Here is a 19,789-nt window from a genome sequence, read left to right on the forward strand (position 1 = left end):
GTCGTTGTGACGGTCAACCTGTCTGCCGGCGGGGCTGGTGTGTTCCCGGGGTGTGTCCGAAGGCGCGGCGGAAGACGTCGATGAAGGCGCTGGCGGACGACCAGCCGCACAGGTGGGCCACGGTGGTGACCGGGGTGTTCTCGGCCAGCAGGACCAGGGCGCGGTACAGCCGCAGCTGGGTGCGCCACTGGGGGAAGGTCATGCCGAGGTCGGCCTTGAACAGGCGGGAGAGGGTGCGGTCGCTGGCGCCGACTTCCCTGCCGAGGGCTGCCAGGGTGCGGTCGTCGGCAGGGTTCGTGCGCAGAATGTCGCAGACCGCCCTGAGCTGAGGGGTGGTCGGGGTGGGCAGGTGCAGGGGCTGCTGGGGCGAGGCCCGCAGCTGGTCGAGCAGTACGGCCCGCAGCCGCCCGCGCTCGGGACTCTCGTCGTGCGGGGTGTGCGTGTAGGCGAGGATCAGTTCCCGCAGGAGCGGCCCGACCGTGAGCACGGTCGGGCCGTCCAGACCGAGCGGGTTGTCGCTCGCGGGCAGGCCGACCAGGTGGAGTTCGAGCTCGCCGTGGGCCTGGTGGGCGTGCACGGTGCCGGCCGGCACCCAGATGGCGCGGGTGCCCGGCGCGATCCACGTCCCGGTGCTGGTCGTCACGGCCAGCACGCCCCTGCCCGCGTAGACGATCTGGTGGTCGTCGTGGCGGTGGGCGTCGATGGCGGCTCCGGGCGCCAGCCACTGGGCGCGAGTCGGCGCTGTGGGCTCGTGGCGGATTTCTGTCATTGGTTGGCAGTTTATCGGAAGCACGACATATCGCTCGGCGTCGACCATGGCGATGTGCCGGTCCCGCCAGCCCGCGCGTCGCCGGCCCCGGCCGCCGAGACGCACGCCCCCTCTGCCTTCCCGTCGTCACGATCTCCAGGAGCCCCATCGATGAGCAGCGCCTTCCGGGTCCCCCCGCTCACTGAACTCCGTCAGCGCCTCAGCGCGAAATGGCAGACCTTCCCGCACGATGTGCTGCCCCTGCCCGTCGCCGAGATGGATTTCCCGCTCGCCGAGCCGGTCGCCGCCGCCCTGCACCAGGCGATCCGCCGCTCCGACACCGGCTACGCGGCACCCACCGCCGATCTCGCCAAGGCGGTCGCCGGCTACGCCCTGCGCACCTGGGACTGGGACATCGACCCCGACGGCGTGCACACCGTCGCCGACGTCGGAATCGGGATCGTCGAGACGTTGCGCCGCATCGTCGCCCCCGGGGACAAGGTGGTCATCAGTCCGCCGGTCTACGAGCCGTTCTTCTGGTGGGTGCAGGAGGTGGGCGCCCATGTCGTCGAGGCGCCGCTGACCGAGGCACCCTCGGCCGACAGCATCGCGCGGGGCCCGCGCCTGGACCTGGCCGCCCTGGGGCGGGCCTTCGCCGACGGGGCCAGGGCCTACCTGCTGTGCAGCCCGCACAATCCGCTCGGCCTCGTGCACCCGCGCGAGGACCTGGTCGCGCTGGCCGAACTGGCCGAGAAATACGGCGTCTTCGTCCTCGCCGACGAGATCCACGCCCCGCTCGTGCTGGCCGGGGCGGGGTTCGTCCCGTTCCTGTCGGTGTCGCAGGAGGCGCGGCGCTGGGGCTTCTCGTTCCTGTCCGCCAGCAAGGGCTGGAACCTGGCCGGGCTCAAGGCCGCCACCATCATCACCGCCGACCCGGCGCCGAAGCGGTACGTCGAGCGTATGTCGCCCCACTGCCTCTACCGCACCGGGCACCTGGGGGTGATCGCCACCGTCGCCGCCCTCAACGACGCGGACGCCTGGCTCGCCGAGGTCCTGGAGGTCCTCGACCACAACCGGACCCTGCTCGCCGAGCTCCTGGACAAGCATCTCCCCGCGGCGCGCTACACGCCGCCGCAGGCCAGTTTCCTGGCGTGGATCGACTTCCGGGCCCTCGGCTGGGGCGACGACCCCGCCGCCCACATCCTCGGCGCGGCCAAGGTCGCCCTGAACTCCGGTCACCGTTACGGCTTTCCCGGCTTCGCCCGGCTCAACTTCGGCTGCGCGCCGGAGACCCTCACCGAGGCGGTCATCCGTATCGCCGAGTCCTGCTGACACCCGCTCGCGCGTAGCGGTTTTCCACTACTAGTTGGCTTTTTAGCGGAAGCGGGACACCTTGCCCGGCGGTGAGCATGGTGAGGTGTCAAGGAACAGATCGATCACTCTGCTGTCGGTCGGCCATGCCTGCGTGGACATCTACCAGGGCGCGGTCGCCTCTCTGGTCCCCTTCTTCGTCGCCGAGCGCGCCTACAGCTACGCCGCCGTCTCGGGCATCGTGCTCGCCGCATCCGTCCTGTCCTCGGTGGCCCAACCCGTGTTCGGCCTGCTCACCGACCGCTGGGCGATGCCCTGGCTCCTGCCCGCGAGCACGATCCTCGGCGGACTGGGGATCGCCCTGAGCGGTCTGAGCGGCTCCTACGCCCTGACCCTGGTGTTCGTCGCGGTGTCCGGCATCGGGGTCGCCGCCTACCATCCCGAGTCCGCCCGCGTCGCCCGGCTCGTCAGCGAAGGAAGTCACAGCGCGATGGGCTGGTTCTCCGTCGGCGGCAACCTCGGCTTCGCCGCCGCGCCGCTCATGGTCACCGCCGTCGTCGCCTCCGGTGGTCTGCGCCTGTCGCCGTTGCTCGTGCTGCCCGCCCTCGCCGGCAGCGTGCTGTGCCTGCCCGTCCTGCGCACACTGCAGCGGAAGGCAGCCCTCGGCGGCTCCAACACTGCCATCGCGGCGGGCGCCGACGACAAAGCGTCGTTCGTGAAGCTGTCGCTGGCCGTGGTCTTCCGGTCCGTCGTCTTCGTCGGCCTGAGCACCTTCATCTCGCTCTACGCCCAACAGCGCACGGACGGCGGTACGGCAGCCGGCACCGCGGCCCTGTTCGTGCTCTACATCGGCGGCGCGCTGGGCTCCGTCCTGGGCGGCAGCCTCGCCAACCGCTGGGACCGGGTCACCGTCGCCCGCTGGTCCTACCTCCTCACGATCCCCGCCGTCGCCGGAACCGTGTTCGCCCCCGGCCCGGCGTTCTACGTATTCGTGGCGCTGACCTCCGCCGGCCTGTACATCCCCTTCTCCCTGCACGTCACCCTCGGCCAGGACTACCTGCCCACCCGCGTCGGCACCGCCAGCGGGGTCACGCTCGGACTCACCGTCAGCATCGGCGGCCTCGTCAGCCCCCTCATCGGCACCATCGCCGACGCGACCTCCCTGCGCACCGCCCTGGCCCCCCTGATCCTGATGCCCGTGCTGAGCTGGCTGCTGTTCCGCACCCTGCCCGAACCCACCCCGCCGGAGCCCATCGCGACGGCGCGGCAGACCGAGGACGGCACGGCTGCCGAACTCTCTCCGGCGCACGATCTGCGCTGAGCGGCAACTCGACGTCCGCACGCGAAACCGCCTCACGAAGTATCCATTGGCCAGGCCAGAAGGTCACGAACGAGCAACGGTTCCTAGTTGTCCCTGAGATACCTGCTCGCCTGGCTCGCAATGGATCATCCTTGGGCCTCACCTGGGTGTTGGTGAGATAGGAGGGGGTCTGAGACAGGCGAGCTGTTCATAATCAGCATCAGCTACTGGAATCTGCGGGCCCGTCACAGTGCCGCGGCCGCGAGCGCGGCCGAGGCTTCCCGCCATCGCGCGAAGAAGATCGCCGCTGCTCTGGTCGCCGTCCACGGTCCGAACCTGACCGTCGAGGACTGCGACATCCGTACCTGGTTCCGCCTGTGGGGCCGTGCCTGCTCGGCCACCGCCCCCGGACGGCTGATCGCCGCACTCGCCGCCGAGTGCACGGCCACCGGCGGACGGCTCCTGCGTGCCTCGACCTTCACCACCGCCCTGTCTCAGCACTGCCTGTGCGGCCGACGCGTACCCAAGTCTCTGCGCGACCGCACCCATCACTGCGACCCGGTGGGCGGCGGATGCGGGCTGCGTGGCGACCGTGACCTGGTCTCCGCCGCCCTGGCCGCCTTCACCACCCTCACCGACCCCGACGACCCCACCACCGCCCGCCTGGACCAGACCCGCACCCCAGCGGCCCAAGGCCCACACCGGAACGACACGACCGCACACCGGCCGCCCCCGCACACACATACGGGACAAGTCTTAGTGAGGAGTGTCGTCCTCGCCGCCCTTCTCGCCCTCCGTCACACCGAACAGCTCCAGGCACGGCTCGAGGCCCGCCACCCGCACCGGGACGGTGCGCTGCGCCTCCCAGTCGGCGCGGTCCAGGCGCAGCCGCTGGAGGGTGCGGGACTGCCCGCGTACGGACAGCACCTCGAGCCCGTCCGGGCGGTAGCCGACCCGCCGCGAGACGCCCAGTGAGCGCCCGTTCTCCAGCATCGCGGCCGAGATCACGCTGCGCGCCCCCAGCCCCTCGAAGGCCAGGTGGGCCACCGCCGCGCGCATCTCCGTGCCGATGCCCTGTCCTTGATGGGCCAGGCCCAGCCAGGAGCCGGTCTCCGCCTGCCGGGTGATCGCGAAGTCGGTCGCGAACAGGTCCTGGCGGCCGACCACCTTGCCCTCGTGCAGCACCGCGAAGCTCATGTTCCACTTCTCCGGGCGCCACTCGGCGATGGTGCCCAGCAGGTGCTGGAAGGTGCCGCGCCCCACCTGTTCCGGGGGGCCGTCGGTCCACGGGAAGCAGAACGGCATCTCGGCGGGGTCGTGTACGCCCGCCACCGCGACCGCGGCTATCTCGTCGAGGAGTTCCAGGTCCGGAAGGCGCAGCTCCAGGCGCGGCGTGGTGAGCCGGAGCCCGAAGGGCGGCCAGTAATGGAGGTCCATGACGAGAGGCTGCCGAATATCCGTTCGCCCGTCGAGCCAATTTCGTCAACCGAGGTTGACGCGACCCGTTGTGTCAACCTACATTGACAGCATGACCGAGGCAACGAACCTCGCCGAGCGGGCGGGCGACCAGGACCCCCGGGTCGGGCTGCGTGCCGTCGCCGCGCTCCGCCGGCTGTTGGAGCAACTGGAGGCCGTGCAGGTGCGCAGCGCCCGCGCGAAGGGCTGGTCGTGGCAGGAGATCGCCGCCGAGCTGGGTGTCAGCCGGCAGGCGGTCCACAAGAAGCACGGGAGGCGTTGATGTTCGAGAGGTTCACCACCAGTGCGCGCCAGGTCGTCCGGGGAGCCGTGAGGTACGCCGACGGCACAGGCGGCGGCGCAGGCGGCGGCACGGGCAGCGGCACTGTCGGCGAGGCGGAGCTGCTGCTCGCGCTCCTGGACCGTACGGGCACCCCCGCCGCCGACGTCCTCACCGCCCTCGGCGCGGCCGGCCGCCGCGCGGCGATCGAGCGCGACCTGGCCGCGGTGCGCCGCCGCGGCGGCATCTCGGCCGAGGACGCGAAGGCCCTGGCCGGGCTCGGCATCGACGTCGAGGAAGTCGTCGCGAGCGTCGAGCGGGTCCACGGCCCGGGCGCCCTCGCCGAGCCCGCGGAGACCACCCGGCGGCGCGGCCGGCCGGTCCGGAGGCCCTTCACACGGGAGGCCAAGTCGGTCCTGGAGCGGTCCCTGCGGATCTCGCTGGGCCGCGGCGACAAGTACATCGGCGACGAACACCTGCTGCTGGCCCTGACCGCCCGCCCGGGCGTCGCCGCGCATGTGCTCGCCGATCACGGAGTGACGTACGTCCAGGTCGAACGGGCCCTCGTCGCCCACCGGGCAGAGGCAGGCTAGAGCCGATGCCGGATGCCGGTGACCTACGCGTCCGACCCGTGAGCTTGCGGCGACGAGGTCACTCGCCGCCCAGGCCCTGGCGCATCGCGGCGATCAGCGTGCGGTGCAGGGCGGACGGCCGCCGGTCCGCGCGCCGGGCGACGAACACCGGCAGGCGGGGCCGGGCATCGGCGATCCGTATCTCCCGCAGCGAGCCGTCCGCCAGCTCGGCCGCGACCGACGCGCGGAACAGCAGCGCGGCTCCGAGCCCGGAGCGCACGGCGTGCTTGATCGCCTCGGGGTGGCCCAGCTCGATGACCACGTTGCGGTCGGTGACGCCGAGCTCCGCGAGCTCGGTGTCCTCGATGTCCCGGCGGCGGGAGCCTCGCGGTGTGGAGACGAAGGGCATCCGTGCGAGGTCGGCCGCCTGGACACGGGTGTCCGCCGTGCCGCTCGTGTCCGCCGCGCCGACCAGGACGAGGTCCTGGTGTCCCACCAGCTCGCCGGACAGGCCCTGACCGGGCGGGATCCGGTGGGCGATGGTCACGGCCAGGTCGCACAGCCCCGAGGTGACGGCCTCCCAGATGTGGTTGGGGTCGAGCACATGCGCGGCGATGCGGGCGTCCGGGTGGGCCGAGGCGAAGTCGACGAGGACGGGAGGCAGCAGATAGCTGCCCACCGTCATGCTGGCGGCCACCGTGACGGCGCCCGCGGTGCCGTCGGCCAGCCCGGCGAGTTCGCGCTCCAGCTCACTGCTTCGGCGCAGCGTGTCGCGCGCCCATCCGTACGCGGCCCGGCCCGCGTCGGTGAGTTCCAGGCGCTGTCCGGCCCGGTCGAAGAGCTGTGCTCCCAGGCGCTGTTCCAGGGACCGGATGTGGCCGCTGACGACCGGCTGGGAGACATACAGCCGACCGGCGGCGCGGCCGATCCCGCCGAGCTCGACGACCGTGCAGAGGACTTCCAGCTTGTACAGCGAGATCCGGTTGTCCACCCCGGCGGCCCCTTCCAGTACACGTCATAGCCTTTTGGCTATGACCGGCTCACCATAGTCGTCTTTGTGTGCCGCGGAGGTGCCAACTAGCCTCGCAGAAAAGGGCATTCGGATCAGCGTATGGGTCCTCCGCCGCGCAAGGGCGCGGGATGACGCTGAAGGAGTGAGGCGATCCCATGGTTCCCACGAGCGAGTTCACCTTCCACGGCGGAGACGGCTGCCCGCTGTACGCCACCACCGTCGGCCGGGCCGAGGCCGGCCGCGACGGCCCCCCGCTGGTGCTGCTGCACGGCGGGGGCCCGGACCACCACAGCCTGCTGCCGCTGGCCCGTCTGCTGGCCGACCGCCTGACGGTGGTCCTCCCCGACGTACGGGGCTACGGCCGCTCCGTGTGCCACGATCCGTCCCGGCACACCTGGGCGCGGTATACCGACGACCTCATCGCGCTGCTGGACCGTCTGGATGTCCGTGGCGCCGTCCTGGGCGGCACCGGTCTCGGTGCCACGGTCGCCCTGCGCACCGCGCTCACCCACCCCGACCGGGTGGCGGCCACCGTCCTGATCAGCCTCGAGGACATCGAGGACGACGAGGCCAAAGCGGCCGAGACCGCGTTCCTGGACGCGTTCGCCGCCCGCGTCCTGGCCGACGGGCTCGAGGCGGCGTGGGCGCCGGTCCTGGAGCAGATGCCCCCGGTGATCGGCTCGATGGTGCGCGACGCGTTCCCGCGCACGGATCCGGCCAGCGTCGCCGCGGCCGCGTACATCGGCCATGACCGGGCCTTTCACGACGTCGCCGAGCTGACCGCGGTGCGAGCGCCCACCCTGATCGTCCCCGGCACCGACGCGCGGCACCCGACCGAGTTCGCCGGGCGGGTGGCCGATGTCCTGCCCCGCGGCCGCCTCGCGCCCGTGGGCATCTCGCCGGATCTGCGCACCGCCGCCGACCTCGCGGAGGCGGTGGCCCCGGCCGTCCGGGAGTTCCTGGACGGCGTCTGATCCTCGCGTCGATCTGGCGCTGACCTGCGGCGAAGACCACGATCTACAGCTGGAGTAGGGCTCCCGTTTCCATCCTCGTAAAGATCCGTATTCCGTCGTCCCGAACGATGCCAGAGGGACAGCCGACGGCACTTCGCCGTTCGGAGCGTCAGGGGGAAGCGGGACAGGGGGAAGCGGAAGATGTCCTTCGACGAGGAATGGGCCCAGCTCAAGGCCGCCGCGCAGGAGGAGCACTCCACGCCGGGGCGGTCCAGCGGTATGCGGCTCAACCAGCTCGACGGCGGGGGCGGCGGCGGTGGTGGGTTCACCCCGTACGGCGGGCTGTGCACGACTCCGGCGGAGAAGAAGACGGCGGCCGGGGTCATCGAGAACGAGCTGGAGCCGGGCCTGAGCAAGGCGGGCGACGACGCGGACACCAAGTCCAACACGGCGATCAGCGAGTTCCACGGCTGGGACACGGCGCTGGGGCTGAAGGACGTCCTGACCGAGTGGCAGACGCAGGTGAAGGCCCTGGTGAAGCGGATCGGCGGGGAGAAGGAGGCCCTGCGCGGCACCAACACCCTCTTCACGGGCACGGACCTCCACACCGGCTCGAGCTTCTGCGGCATCTACCAGTCCCAGGGCTCCCCGTACGGCACTTCCGCCACCGGCGGCTCGCAGCCGCCGCTGCCCCTCCCCCTCGCCTCCTCGCACCACTGAGAGGGAACCTGATGGTCACCTACCGCCAGGTCATGGACACCGACCTCGCCAAGCTGACCGACGCCGCCCAGGCGTGGGACGACATGGCGGACAAGCTCGAGAAGCTGGAGACGACGTACCAGACCAAGGTCCAGAAGATCAGCTCTGGCATGTCCTGGTCCGGCATCAGCGCCAACGCCGCCTTCAACACGGCCGTCCAGACTCGCCATGAGCTCGACGCGGCCCAGGTGGAGGCGCGGGCCGTCGCGGATCTGCTGCGCGATGCCCACGGACAGTTCGTGCGGCTGGTGGCCGCGGTCAAGGACGCGGTCAAGCAGGCCCAGCAGGCCGGGATGAAGGTCGACGCCGACGGCCGGTGCACCTTCGACTACGCCAAGGCCACCGAGAAGGAGGCCTTCGCCGCCCACCACGACCCCGACCTCCCGGAGACCGAGCGCTCCTGGACCCGGCTGATCGAGCAGGCCGTGAAGGCCGTCGAGGACGCCGACTACGGCGTCAAGCTCGCGCTGCGGGAGTCCGTGAAGGACACGGACGGCAAGGGCGACCCGCACGGCTTCAACGGGGCCGCGCAGGGCGATGTCGAGGTGTACGAGGGGCGGCGGGCCACCGAGCTCGGGGAGAAGCTCGCCGACGGGAAGCTGTCGCCGGCGGAGCTGAAGGAAATGCAGATCCTGATGCGCAACAACGCGCAGAGCAAGCCCTTCAGCCAGACGTTCCTCGGCGGCCTGGGTCCTGAGGAGGCCATCAAGCTGGGCGACAAGCTCACCGGGCTGTCGTACAACAAGGACGGCTCGGTCAACACCGAATACCTCTCGGTGGAGCAGGGGCTGGCCCACTCGGTGGCCACGGCCACCACCGTGCCCGGGAGCATCAACGAACGCCCGCCGGGCTCACCGGAGTTCAACACCTGGCTGAAGAGCCCGGACGGAAAGTTCTTCCGCGAGTGGACGGAAGGCGTCAAGAAGGTCGGCGACAAGAACTTCGGCAGCAACACCGAGCCGCGGTACGGCTACCAGTCGTATATGAGCATGCTCCAGACCTACGACAAGTTCGACGACCAGTACCTCTACACGCTGGGCGACGACATCATCGAGGTGGAGAAGAAGCATCCGGACCTGTGGACCCAGTGGAACGGCAACGACGCCGGCGTCGAGAACGATCCGCTCGACGCCGCCCTGGGCCTCATGGGCAAGAACCCCGAGGCCGCCACCGCGTTCCTCGACCCCGGCGGCAAGGGGCCGCTGAAGAACGACCACCTCACGTATCTCATCGAGCAGCGTGACTGGCCGAAGGACGTGCTCAACGGCCCCGGCGCGATGCTGGAGATGGACGACCCGACCGCCAAGGCGGGCTTCGGAGCCGCGCTCGAAGCCGCCGCCACCGGCAATGTCCCGGGCACCAAGTACGCACTGGGAGAGCACACCCCGGCCGAGGCCCGGGTGATGTACGAGGCCATCGAGGGCTTCAACAGGGCCGGGGCGGCGGAGAACCTGGACCTGAACCTGCGCCGGCCGATGGCGCACATCCTCGCCGACTACACCCCCGACCTGCACCAGACCCTCGCCCGCGACAACACCCTCTACCGCGAGCACAACGGACTCTGGAACGAGAACGGCGAACTCAAGGTCTCCGTCCCCGAGGACCACCTCGTCAAGATCATGCGCGGGGTCGCCAACGACCCCAGCGCGTTCGCCGATCTCTACAACACCCAGGCCTACTACGAGGCGGGAACCTTCTCCGGCATGCCGGAGAAGGTCTCCGAGCACACCCGGGTGCCGATCCAGGAGGCGTCCTCGGTCCTCGGCATGTACGACGGGGTGCGCGCGGACGCCCTCTTCGACGACCGTGACAAGAAGATCCAGTGGGAACGGGACTTCAACAACCGCCTCACCAGCATCACCAGCCTCGGCCCGAAGTTCGTGTCCAACTCGGCCGCCGGGTTTGCCTCCGAGGTCGTCTACCGGATCATCCGCACCGAAACCCACGACATCATGTGGGAGCGCATCAAGGAGGCCGGCCAGGAGGCGACCCTGGAGAACGCCAAGCAGTTCACGGCGGGCCAGAAGGAAGTCGACTCCATGGTCGCCGCCTGGGCGAAGACCCACGGCCACGCCGAGGACAGCAACTACACCAAGGACCTCATCGGCATCGGCCAGACCAAGCACGCGGAAGGCCGCAACCAGGCCCTGATCCATCTGCGCGCCGACTACTGAGCCACCTCCCCGCGGCCGGTGGGTCCCGCACGGCCGCGGGGCCCGCACCGGCCGTACGTCAGGCGGGGCGGCGCGCCGCGATCAGCCGGATGCCGAGCGCGGCGTCGTCCCACGCGGTCCGCACATGCCCCAGCCCCGCCGCCGTCAGTACGCCCTCGACCTCGCCGGCCGCGGGCGTCCACCCGCCCGCGAGCGCGAGGTCCAGGCGCGCCGCGGCGGCGCCCAGCGGGCGCTTCGGCGGCAGCGGGCACGGCAGGACGACCCAGCCGCCGGGCAGCAGCGCCTCCACGGCCGCCGTGACGGCCGCCCGCAGCTGATCGGGGCCCGGCAGCCCGGCGGCGGGCAGCCAGGCGAGCGCGAGCCGGTCGCCCGCCGCGAAGCCCCCCGCCGCAAAGCCTTCCGCCGTGACGCTCATGGGGTCGCCGACCCGGACCCGCACCTCCCCGCCGCCTGCGATCCCGACCCCGATGCCGGTTCCGCCCGCGCCCACGGCCACCGGCTCCGGCTCCGGCTCCAGCGCGAGCACCGGTACGAACGGGATGTGACGCGCCAGCTCGACGGCGGACCGGCCGCCGTCCCCGGCCGCGCAGCCCACCTGCGCCCCGGGCCGGTCCAGCAGCTCCGGCAGCCCCTCCAGCCTTCCCAGCAGGGAGTTGACCAGCACATCGGCCAGCGGCGCCGCCTCGCCTCCGCACCCGGTCAGCGACTCCCGCCCCGCGACCGGCTTTCCGTCCCGCAGCCGGACCCCGCCGTCCAGCGCGCGCCGCAGCCGCGCCGCGAACGCCGAGGCGCGCGGGCCGCCGATCAGCACCCGCTCCAGGCCTTCATCGGCGGTGTAGCGGCCCTCGCCGTCCCGGCGCACCACCGAGGCGGCCACCAAAACCTCCAACAGCCCCTCGGCGAGGCCGGGCGGCAGCAGGTCCTCGGCCGCCTCCCGTACCGTGCACGGCTCCAGCAGCCGGGCCAGCAGCCCGGTCTCGCCCGCCACCCCGCACGCCAGCAGGCCCCACGCCCCCGCCCCCAGGCTCGCGAGCCGCCCCTCGAACAGGCCGGCCGGCCCCTGCGGCAGCGCCTCGGGCGCCCGCCCCGCCCGTACGGCCGCCACCAGGGCGTGGGCCCTGTCGAGCAGCGCGGCCGCCGCGCCGCGCCGCTCCGCCCGGAAAGCGTCGGAGGCGTCGGGGGCATCGAGTGCGTCGGGGACATCAGGGGTGTCGAGTCCGGCCGCCGAGACCACCGCCGCCACCGCGTCGGCGAACTCCCCGCCGTCCCCGTACGCGGCGGCGTGCAGCGCCCACCACCCGTCCGCCAGCTTGGCGACGGTGCGCTCGGCGGCCTCCTCCCGTACCCGCTTGCCCTCCAGGCCGACGATCGTGCGCTGACCCAGTTGCAGAAGAAGCATCTCCTGGGAGCCCTGACCGGAGATCAGGCCCAGGATGTCGCGCATGAACCGCTCCCACGGGAACGCGGACATGTACGCCTCGCCGCCCTGGAGGCTCATCACCAGTTGGCCGACGCGCAGCGCGCACTCCGATGCCTGGTGCTTGGCGACGGTGGCGAACTCGTCGAAGTACGGGTCGCGGTCCGGCGACCGGGTGCCGTCCAGCGCCCGGTAGACGCTCGCGCGGGCCGACTGGAGCAGCATGCGCAGCTCGCCGACCGACCGCTCGACGTTGGCGTGGTCGAGTACCCGCCGCCCGCCGCGCCTGCGGGAGTTCAGCGCCTCCACACAGTTCTCGATCACCCCGTCCAGCGCGCCCAACACCCCGCACGCGCTCATCGTCCGGCGGATGCGCGCATAGGTGTTCAGCTCGCTGAGCGCGTCGGCGCGCCACAGAAGTCGCGCCGGGGACAGCCGCACCTCGTGCAGGATCACCTGGCCCAGGCCCATGGTGTGCATGCCCATGGTGTCCATGTGTACGGGAGTGACGCCCGGGTCGTCCTTCTCGACGAGGAACGCCAGCATGTCGTTGGACGCCTCGTCGCGCAGGAACAGCACGAACAGATCGGCGAAGCGCGCCCCGGCCAGAAACCGCTTGGCGCCGTTGAGCACCCAGACATCGCCGTCCAGCCGCGCCGTGGAGTGGTAGTCGTACGGGTCCCGGCTCTCGTACGCGCCCTGCACCCCGAAGCGCCGGCCGGCCAGCAGATCCGGAACGTAGGCCTCGATCAGCTCCGGTGTGCCGCTGGACAGGATCAACTCGGTGATCTCGACGCTGATGTCGAGCAGGACGGCGAAGCCGGGGTCGCGCGAGAGGCGGGCGATCTCCTCGACCACCACGCCCCACGCCAGCTTGTCCCGCCCCTCGCCGCCGATCTCGGCCGGCAGCGAGAACCCCAGCAGCCCCAGCTCGCCGGCCTGCTCGAAGACGCGGTTGTCGAGCGGCCGGCACTCCTTGTCGCGGAAGTGCGAACCGGGGTTGGCCACATCCAGGACGAAGCTCCCGAACCGGCGCCGGGCCTCGCGGCGGACCCGCTCGATCTCGGCGTCCAGGGTGCGGTGTCCACTCCTTGGGGACAGGTCCGCCCGGTTCATCACATCGGCGGCGTGCGCCCGGCGGCCCGTCATGCCCCGGCCCCCTGCCGGGTGCTGTCCAGCTCATGCACCAGGTCCTGGAGCGTCTCCTCGCCGAGGAACCGCTCCAGCGGGATGGTGGCGCCGGTGCGCTCCTCGACCTCGACGGAGAGCTGGGCCGCGGTGAGCGAGTCGATGCCGATCTCGCCCAGCGGCCGGTCGACGGGCAGCCGCCGCCCGTCGAGGCCGAGCAGCTCCCCGATCAACGAGGGCAGCCAGGCGTCGGCGGACTCGGCGGACTCGGCGGACTCGGCGGTCTCGGCGGACTCGGCGGTGCCGTCGTGCTGTTCGGTGGTGATGACGTCCTCCTAAATGCGGCCCGGCGCGGACCCCCGGTACTGCGGAGCGAGCCGCAGCGGGACGAGGGAGAACGCCCGATCGTCGTCGTCAAGGTCTTCGAGCCGGCGCACCAGCCGGTCCTCGGCCTCCCGGTCCGGCCCGACCGGGAACCCCAGCCGCTCCACCACGCGGCGCAGCGCGGCCGAGAGCCAGGCCCGGTCCGCGGCCAGGCCGCCGAGCGCCTCCCGGCGCCGCAGCCAGGTGTGCAGACAGCAGGCGCCCGCGTGCACCAGACAGTGCCGGCGGGCCGCCTCGTACGCCTCGGAGGTGCGCGCCGGGCCGAGCGTGCGCAGCGTCTCCCGCGTCTCGTCGCGCACCGTCAGCAGCGTGCGCCCGAGCGAGGACAGCTCTTGGTCGTCGCCCAGCGCCGCCACCGCCTCGTCGAGGAGGTCGACCACCTCGTCGGCGCCCCCGTAGGTGAGCGACGGGCGCTGGTCCCGGGGCGCCACCGGAGTCACCGGCTCGCCGAACCCGAACAGCAGCGGCAGGGGCACCTCGGCCCGCCCCCCGGCCCGCCGCCGCGCCCCGCTGACCAACTGGGCGCGGACCGTGTCCAGCTGCACCAGCTGCGTGCCCTCGAACACCGGGGTGATCGCCACATCGCGCACCAGCTTCTGGAACGCCCCGTCCGCGACCCCCTCGCGCAGATAGGCCCGCGCGCTCAGCACCTCGCCGCACGCGTTCACCGCGTCCACGCAGAGCGCGGGCACCACGTACTTCGCCACCGCGGACCACAGCGCCATCCGCTGCCGAGCCACATCGAGGGCGCGCGCCGCGGCCAGCCCGGTGCACTCCGCGATCAGCAGGTCGGCGAAGGCGCGCGCCAGCAGCGAGCGCACCGGGGCCAAGGCCAGCGTCGGTTCGCCGTACAGCACACGCCCGCGCGCGTGCCGCAGCGCGATGCGCAGCGCCGTGTCGGCCGCGCCGAGGCTGCTCCCGCCCACCAGCGTCCGGGTGAACTGGAGCATGCCGGTGACCATCTCGATGCCGCGGCCCGGCCGTCCGATCACGGCGTCGGCGCCGACCCGGCAGTCGTCGAGGACGAAGCCGCTCAGGTCGTGGCCGCGCAGGCCGTGGGTGGGCACCTTCGGCAGCCGCCGCACCGCGTCGCCGCCGACGGCGACAGCTTCGAAGTCCACCAAGAACAGTCCGAAGGACGGGTCGGAAGCGGCGAGTACGGTGGCGAACGAGGACCGCCTGCCGTTGCCGACCAGCCACTTCTTCCCGTTCAGCACAAACCCGTCGCCCGTGGGCACCGCGCGGGTGGCGGTGGCGAGCAGATCGCTGCCCGCCGCCTCCTCGCTGATGCCGGCGGTGCCCCAGGCGCGGCCGAGCGCCAGCTCGGCGACCCGGCGCCGCTGCGCGTCGTCACCCCAGATCCACACCGGCGCGGTGGCCAGCAGTGTCGAGCCGAACCCCACCGAGACCGCGAGCTCCCGGCGCGACGCCGCGCGCACCACGGCCAGCAGCGACTCGAACGAGCCGAGCCGGCCGCCCTCGGCGACCGGCACCAGGTGCTCATGCAGACCGGCCGCCCAGGCCGCCTCGTACGCGGCCGTGGGCTCGGCCTCCAGATCGTCCGCGCGCACACCGCCCGCCAGCGACATGCCGGTGCCCGGATCGAACGGGCAGCCCAGCGCCCGCTCCAGCTCCTCCGCCGCCCCGAACGTCTCCATCCCGGTCATGCGTGCTCCACCACGATCGCGTACGGCCCTGAGCCGTCGCCACCGTCGTCGTCGAGCCCCAGCTCATGGACGAACGCGAGCCGACCGCCGTGGCGGTAGACGGTGGTGCGCACCCGCAGCAGATCCCACAGCTGGCCGGCCCGCAGCCAGGTCGCGTCGACCCGGCGGATCCCCTCGCCCAGCGCACGGCGCAGCTCGGGCGCCTTCCCGCCGTGCCGCATCACACACTCCTCGCGCGCGCCGCCCGCGAACCCGAGGGACTCGACCCAGTACCACTGGTCGGCCACCTCGCAGTGGTGGCGGTGGACCCGGAACGTCGTGGTGTTCGAGGCGATCCGCTCGCCCTCGCGCTCGTACGTGCCCAACAGCCCGCGCACCGGCGACAGATACGGGGAGCGCTCGATCTCGTCGTCGTGGAAGCCCGCCACGAACGAGTCCGGCAGCGTCGTCGGCGCGCCTGAAAGAGCCTGGTCGCCGCTGAGCCGCAGCGGCACCGAGGTGGCGCGGGTGCGCACCGCCACCCCCGCCGGGCCCGAGACCGTCATCTCCATCTCCAGCTGCGAGGAGCGCGGCCCGCGCACCCGGGCGCGCACCTCGACCAGCGCGTCGTCGGCGTCGGGGAACCGCAGGGGCCGCTCGTACTCCAGCTGCCAGGCCCACAGGACGAATCCCACCCGGTGCTCGGACACCAGCGTGCGGTGGCCGCACACATGGTCGCGCAGCCAGCGGGTGCCGGCCTGGAACGCGAGCCGCCCGACGGCGGTGGGCTGTAGCTGGGCCGGGGTGAAGAGGCTCGCGTCGAGCACGACCTCGTAGGTGGAGCTGCGCGGCATCGGCGGCTAGCCCCCGGATATCGCGGTGACGATGTCCACCCGGTCGTCCTCGGTGGCCTCCCGGTCCAGCTCGTCCAGGGAGAGCTTTTCGCCGTTGAGGGCGATCAGATGCGTGGCGCGCACGCTTCCCTCCCGGTCCATCAGCACCTCGGCCAGGTCGGGGTAGCGGTCGGTCAGCGCGGTCAGTCCGGCGCGCACGGTGGCGCCGCCGACCTCGATCTCGTTCTCGTAGCCGGTGAACCGGAGCAGGACGCCCCGCACTTTGACGATCACGTCGGTTTCCCCCTCGTGGATGTGGTCATATCGCGGGCGCGGGCCGGGCGGGAGCCTGCCAGCGGGCGAGCTCGTCGAGTTCGCCGGCGAGGAACTGGCGGCGTGCCAGCCAGCGCTGCACCTTGCCGCTCGACGTCTTGGGGATGGTCCGCGGCCGTACCAGGACCACGGTGTACGGCGGGACGCTCAGCTCCATCGAGACCGCCCGCCGGATCCCCTCCATGGCCGCCCCGTATCGCGCCTCATCCCCCGCTGCCCCTTCTTTTACGGGGTTTGCCTCGTAAACCAGCACCAACCGCTCGGCCGCGCCCTCGTCGTCCTCGACCGCGAAGGCGGCGCCGCAGTTGCGGCGGATGTCGGCGACCTCGGCCTCGCAGACCCGCTCGATGTCGACGGGGTGGTAGTTGCGCCCGTTGACGACGACCAGGTCCTTCAGCCGCCCCGCCGGGAACAGCTCGCCGTCCAGGACGAACCCGAGGTCGCCGGTGCGCAGATACGGGCCTTCGCCGGTGGTGGTCGTGGCGCCGAAGGTGGCGTCGGTGTCCTCCGGGCGCCGCCAGTAGCCGTCGGCGACGCTCGGCGAGTCGAGCCAGATCTCGCCCACCGCGCCCTCGCCCAGCGGCTCGCGGGTGGCCGGGTCGGCGATCAGCAGCCTGGTCTCGGGGCCGGGGGAGCCGCAGCTCACCAGCGACCTGGAGCGCTCCTGCGGCCCGGCCGGGCGGGCCGTGCCGTGCGCCTCGAGCGCGTCGCGCGCGACCGACACCGAGCGCCAGCCGCCCAGCGGTTTGCCGCCGGTCACGAACAGAGTCGCCTCGGCGAGCCCGTAACACGGATAGAACGACTCGGCTCTGAAGCCGCACGGCGCGAAACGCTCGGCGAAGCGTGCCATGGTGTCGGCGCGGACCGGCTCGGCGCCGGTGAAGACGAGCTCGACACCCGACAGGTCGAGCCCCTCCAGGTCCGCGTCCTTGGCGCGCCGTACGCACAGGTCGTACGCGAAGTTCGGGCCGCCGGTGACCGTCACGCCGTAGCGGGAGACCATGCGCAGCCAGGACAGCGGGCGGCGCAGGAACGTCACCGGCGACATGAGCGTCACCGGAATGCCGGAGGACAGCGGGGTGAGGATGCCGCCGATCAGCCCCATGTCGTGGTACGGGGGCAGCCAGACGCCGCCCGAGCTGCTCCGGTGCAGCCCGAACCCGCGGGCGATCTGTGAGGAGTTGTCGATCAGCTGGGCGTGGCTGAGCATGACGCCGCGCGGCAGCGACGTCGACCCCGAGGTGTACTGGAGCAGCGCCAGCCGGTCCGGCCGGATCTCCGGCAGTGAACCCTCGTCCGGCGAAGCGTCGCCGGTCGGGTCAGTCGGGTCGGCCAGGTCGGTCGCGATCAGACGGGGGGTGCGGCCGGCGAGCGCCGTGGCGAGCCACTCGGCCAGCAGCGGCGCGATGTCCGAGGTGGTCAGGACGGTGTCCGAGCCGGTGTCCTCGATGATGGCGGCGAGCCGCGGCATCGTACGCGCCAGGCGCGCCGGGTCGGGCGGGAAGGCGGGCACCGCGGGCACCCCGGCGTAGAAGCAGCCGAACAGCCCCGCGAGGTAGTCCAGGCCGGGCGCGAAGAGCAGCAGCGCCGGGTCGGGCCGCCCGCCGGTGGCGGCCGACAGCCTGGCCGCGACGGCTCGTGCGCGTGCGTCGAGCTCGGCGTAGGTGATCTCGGCGGCCGACTCGTCGTCCGCCACGAACCGGTAGGCGAGGGCATCGGGTGCTTGCGCCGCCCGCTCACGCAGCAGCCGCGCGAAGCTTTTGGCCCCGCGCCCATGTGGACCAGCCAACTGAGCCGTCTCCCCCCGTGATCGACACGGCGAGCAAGTGTTACAGCAACGTTGACGAACCGTCAACGATCTTATTTTCGCGGTGGGTTGAGCGGTGGGCCGAGCGGACCGAGATGGGTTCCGCGGGGCCGCCGGGGGATTGACACTCGCGGGTAACAACGAGCATCGTGATCAGCCTCACCAGGGTGAAGGATCAGGGTGAAGGATCGGTGCCTCAGACCGCGTGCCTGTCCAGGAGGGGACACCTGCCCATGACCGACTTACCGGTCGCTCCCGACGGAACGCGGGACGCCGTGGCGAACGATCCCGCCGCCGAGCCACCCGCCAAGCCACCCGTCAGGCTCGTCCTGCTGTGCTGCCTCGGCGCCTTCGTGGCATTCCTGGACAGCACCATCGTGAACGTGGCGTTCCCCAACATCGCCGAGACCTTCGACACCACCGACCTGCCCACGCTGTCCTGGGTGCTCAACGGCTACAACGTGGTGATCGCCGCGCTCCTCATGCCCGCCGGCCGGGCGGCCGACCGGCTCGGCTGCCGACGGGCCTTCGTGGTGGGTCTCGCCACGTTCACCGTCGCGTCCGCGGTCTGCGGGATCGCCGACTCGGCCGCGGTCCTCATCGGCGCCCGGCTGGTACAGGCGGTCGGCGCCGCGATCCTCGTCCCCACCTCGCTCGCACTGCTGCTGCCCATGTTCCCGATGGCCAGGCGCCTGGTGGCGATCACCATCTGGAGCGCGTCCGCCGCGCTGGCCGCCGGGATCGGGCCCGGCCTCGGCGGGCTGCTCGCCGAGCACTGGAGCTGGCGGGCGGTGTTCCTGGTGAACATCCCGATCGGGATCGTCGCCGTATGGGCCGGCCGGCACCTCGCCGAGCAGCGCGAACGCGGCGGCCCCACCCCCGACGTCCTGGGCTCGGTGCTGCTCGGCGCCTCCCTCGGCCTGCTCGCGCTGGGCCTGGTCAAGGCCCCGGACTGGGACTGGGCGAGCGCGCGCACCATCGGCTGCCTGGTCGCCGGGGCGGTGCTGGCGGCGGCGGCGGTGGTCCGCAGCGCACGCCACCCGGCCCCGGTCGTCTCCCTCGATCTGCTGCGCTCGCGCAACGCCGTGGGCGGCAACATCGGCTCGATGCTGTTCTCGGTGACCTTCTACGCCGTCATCCTGAACAACATCCTGTTCCTGACCGGCCACTGGCACTGGTCCCTGCTCACCGCGGGCCTCGCCACCACACCACCGCCGCTCGCCAGCGCCCTGGTGGCCCGGCCGGCCGGCCGCCTCGCCGAGAAGTTCGGCGACCCGCTGGTCGTCATCGCCGGCTGCCTGATCTACATCTGCGGCACCCTGCTGCTGTTCTGGGGCGGCGGCCAGGACCCGGACTTCCTGACCCACTGGCTGCCCGGGGCGGCCGTCATGGGTCTTGGCGCCGGCCTGGTCTGGCCGGTGCTGGGCGGGGTGGCCCTGGCCGGGGTCGAGCCCAGCCGGCTGGCCACCGCCAGTGCGGCCAACGCCGCCTTCCGCCAGCTCGGCGCCGTCCTCGGCACGGCGCTCGCGGTGTCCATCGTCACCTCGTCCGCGGGCGACCCGCTCGGCGGAGCGCGCAACACCTGGTACCTCTCGATCGGCTTCGCCTTCGGGGTGGCGGTGCTCACGGCCGTGACCGTACGCCGCACCACGGCCCCGGCGGCCTGACACCGGAGAC

18 protein-coding genes are annotated in these 19,789 nt (G+C 72.3%); 8 read left to right on the plus strand and 10 right to left on the minus strand.

What is annotated here, in order from left to right:
* Positions 1–13: 13 nt before the first annotated feature.
* Positions 14–769: an AraC family transcriptional regulator gene (locus ACWY4P_RS35890; protein ID WP_456204707.1), complete on the minus strand. Its 756-nt coding sequence runs from the start codon at positions 767–769 to the stop codon at positions 14–16.
* A gap of 150 nt (positions 770–919) precedes the next feature.
* On the opposite strand from ACWY4P_RS35890, the gene ACWY4P_RS35895 reads away from it, so the two are divergent.
* Positions 920–2,080, plus strand: a complete 1,161-nt coding sequence (locus tag ACWY4P_RS35895) for a MalY/PatB family protein (RefSeq protein WP_456204708.1) — start codon at positions 920–922, stop codon at positions 2,078–2,080.
* Positions 2,081–2,165: 85 nt separating this feature from the next.
* Positions 2,166–3,380 carry an MFS transporter gene (locus ACWY4P_RS35900; RefSeq protein WP_456204709.1) on the plus strand — a complete coding sequence of 405 codons (1,215 nt, stop codon included), beginning with the start codon at positions 2,166–2,168 and terminating at the stop codon, positions 3,378–3,380.
* Between the two features lie 224 nt (positions 3,381–3,604).
* Here the strand turns inward: ACWY4P_RS35900 and ACWY4P_RS35905 are convergent, their stop codons facing one another.
* Together ACWY4P_RS35905 and ACWY4P_RS35910 are read right to left on the minus strand one after the other, a co-directional pair.
* A complete protein-coding gene (locus ACWY4P_RS35905; RefSeq protein ID WP_456204710.1) occupies positions 3,605–3,808 on the minus strand; it encodes a hypothetical protein in 204 nt (67 codons plus the stop codon).
* Between the two features lie 307 nt (positions 3,809–4,115).
* Entirely contained in the window at positions 4,116–4,796 is a 681-nt protein-coding gene (locus tag ACWY4P_RS35910; protein WP_456204711.1) for a GNAT family N-acetyltransferase, read from the minus strand.
* Between the two features lie 91 nt (positions 4,797–4,887).
* On the opposite strand from ACWY4P_RS35910, the gene ACWY4P_RS35915 reads away from it, so the two are divergent.
* Entirely contained in the window at positions 4,888–5,097 is a 210-nt protein-coding gene (locus ACWY4P_RS35915; protein WP_043491624.1) for a helix-turn-helix domain-containing protein, read from the plus strand.
* Positions 5,097–5,687: a Clp protease N-terminal domain-containing protein gene (locus ACWY4P_RS35920; RefSeq protein ID WP_456204713.1), complete on the plus strand. Its 591-nt coding sequence runs from the start codon at positions 5,097–5,099 to the stop codon at positions 5,685–5,687. Before ACWY4P_RS35915 ends, ACWY4P_RS35920 begins: the two co-directional genes overlap by 1 nt.
* A gap of 58 nt (positions 5,688–5,745) precedes the next feature.
* Here ACWY4P_RS35920 and ACWY4P_RS35925 read toward each other — a convergent pair whose 3' ends face one another.
* Entirely contained in the window at positions 5,746–6,657 is a 912-nt protein-coding gene (locus tag ACWY4P_RS35925; RefSeq protein ID WP_456204714.1) for a LysR family transcriptional regulator, read from the minus strand.
* 176 nt (positions 6,658–6,833) lie between these two features.
* On the opposite strand from ACWY4P_RS35925, the gene ACWY4P_RS35930 reads away from it, so the two are divergent.
* From ACWY4P_RS35930 to ACWY4P_RS35940, 3 genes are all read left to right on the plus strand, one after another.
* Positions 6,834–7,652, plus strand: coding sequence for an alpha/beta fold hydrolase (locus tag ACWY4P_RS35930; RefSeq protein ID WP_456204715.1), 819 nt, complete (start codon positions 6,834–6,836; stop codon positions 7,650–7,652).
* 180 nt (positions 7,653–7,832) lie between these two features.
* Complete coding sequence (locus ACWY4P_RS35935) at positions 7,833–8,351, plus strand: hypothetical protein (protein WP_456204716.1); 519 nt, start codon at positions 7,833–7,835, stop codon at positions 8,349–8,351.
* A gap of 11 nt (positions 8,352–8,362) precedes the next feature.
* Positions 8,363–10,564: a hypothetical protein gene (locus ACWY4P_RS35940; RefSeq protein ID WP_456204717.1), complete on the plus strand. Its 2,202-nt coding sequence runs from the start codon at positions 8,363–8,365 to the stop codon at positions 10,562–10,564.
* A 58-nt stretch (positions 10,565–10,622) separates the two neighbouring features.
* On the opposite strand, the gene ACWY4P_RS35945 is transcribed toward ACWY4P_RS35940, so the two are convergent.
* The 6 genes from ACWY4P_RS35945 to ACWY4P_RS35970 all read right to left on the minus strand — a co-directional run bounded on the left by ACWY4P_RS35945 (position 10,623) and on the right by ACWY4P_RS35970 (position 18,094).
* Positions 10,623–13,130: an acyl-CoA dehydrogenase family protein gene (locus ACWY4P_RS35945; protein WP_456204718.1), complete on the minus strand. Its 2,508-nt coding sequence runs from the start codon at positions 13,128–13,130 to the stop codon at positions 10,623–10,625.
* Positions 13,127–13,342, minus strand: a complete 216-nt coding sequence (locus ACWY4P_RS35950) for an acyl carrier protein (protein ID WP_456204719.1) — start codon at positions 13,340–13,342, stop codon at positions 13,127–13,129. The genes ACWY4P_RS35945 and ACWY4P_RS35950 overlap by 4 nt, the downstream gene beginning before the upstream one ends.
* A gap of 102 nt (positions 13,343–13,444) precedes the next feature.
* Entirely contained in the window at positions 13,445–15,160 is a 1,716-nt protein-coding gene (locus tag ACWY4P_RS35955) for an acyl-CoA dehydrogenase (RefSeq protein ID WP_456204720.1), read from the minus strand.
* A complete protein-coding gene (locus ACWY4P_RS35960) occupies positions 15,157–15,993 on the minus strand; it encodes an acyl-CoA thioesterase (protein WP_456204721.1) in 837 nt (278 codons plus the stop codon). The genes ACWY4P_RS35955 and ACWY4P_RS35960 overlap by 4 nt, the downstream gene beginning before the upstream one ends.
* A gap of 6 nt (positions 15,994–15,999) precedes the next feature.
* Positions 16,000–16,266 carry a MoaD/ThiS family protein gene (locus tag ACWY4P_RS35965; protein ID WP_456204722.1) on the minus strand — a complete coding sequence of 89 codons (267 nt, stop codon included), beginning with the start codon at positions 16,264–16,266 and terminating at the stop codon, positions 16,000–16,002.
* 25 nt (positions 16,267–16,291) lie between these two features.
* The gene (locus ACWY4P_RS35970) at positions 16,292–18,094 is read right to left on the minus strand and encodes a fatty acyl-AMP ligase (RefSeq protein WP_456204723.1); all 1,803 of its coding nucleotides are present in this window, start codon (positions 18,092–18,094) and stop codon (positions 16,292–16,294) included.
* A 251-nt stretch (positions 18,095–18,345) separates the two neighbouring features.
* Here ACWY4P_RS35970 and ACWY4P_RS35975 point away from each other — a divergent pair, with 251 nt between their 5' ends.
* Positions 18,346–19,779: an MFS transporter gene (locus tag ACWY4P_RS35975; protein WP_456204724.1), complete on the plus strand. Its 1,434-nt coding sequence runs from the start codon at positions 18,346–18,348 to the stop codon at positions 19,777–19,779.
* Positions 19,780–19,789: the final 10 nt, after the last annotated feature.

It is taken from the genome of Streptomyces sp. LZ34 (genome assembly GCF_053890475.1).

Bases quoted from the DNA above. Each gene is read 5' to 3' on its own strand.
- ACWY4P_RS35890 (WP_456204707.1), bottom strand. From the start codon at position 769: ATGACAGAAATCCGCCACGAGCCCACAGCGCCGACTCGCGCCCAGTGG.
- ACWY4P_RS35895 (WP_456204708.1), top strand. From the start codon at position 920: ATGAGCAGCGCCTTCCGGGTCCCCCCGCTCACTGAACTCCGTCAGCGC.
- ACWY4P_RS35910 (WP_456204711.1), bottom strand. From the start codon at position 4,796: ATGGACCTCCATTACTGGCCGCCCTTCGGGCTCCGGCTCACCACGCCG.
- ACWY4P_RS35915 (WP_043491624.1), top strand. From the start codon at position 4,888: ATGACCGAGGCAACGAACCTCGCCGAGCGGGCGGGCGACCAGGACCCC.
- ACWY4P_RS35920 (WP_456204713.1), top strand. From the start codon at position 5,097: ATGTTCGAGAGGTTCACCACCAGTGCGCGCCAGGTCGTCCGGGGAGCC.
- ACWY4P_RS35930 (WP_456204715.1), top strand. From the start codon at position 6,834: ATGGTTCCCACGAGCGAGTTCACCTTCCACGGCGGAGACGGCTGCCCG.
- ACWY4P_RS35935 (WP_456204716.1), top strand. From the start codon at position 7,833: ATGTCCTTCGACGAGGAATGGGCCCAGCTCAAGGCCGCCGCGCAGGAG.
- ACWY4P_RS35940 (WP_456204717.1), top strand. From the start codon at position 8,363: ATGGTCACCTACCGCCAGGTCATGGACACCGACCTCGCCAAGCTGACC.
- ACWY4P_RS35945 (WP_456204718.1), bottom strand. From the start codon at position 13,130: ATGACGGGCCGCCGGGCGCACGCCGCCGATGTGATGAACCGGGCGGAC.
- ACWY4P_RS35955 (WP_456204720.1), bottom strand. From the start codon at position 15,160: ATGACCGGGATGGAGACGTTCGGGGCGGCGGAGGAGCTGGAGCGGGCG.
- ACWY4P_RS35960 (WP_456204721.1), bottom strand. From the start codon at position 15,993: ATGCCGCGCAGCTCCACCTACGAGGTCGTGCTCGACGCGAGCCTCTTC.
- ACWY4P_RS35975 (WP_456204724.1), top strand. From the start codon at position 18,346: ATGACCGACTTACCGGTCGCTCCCGACGGAACGCGGGACGCCGTGGCG.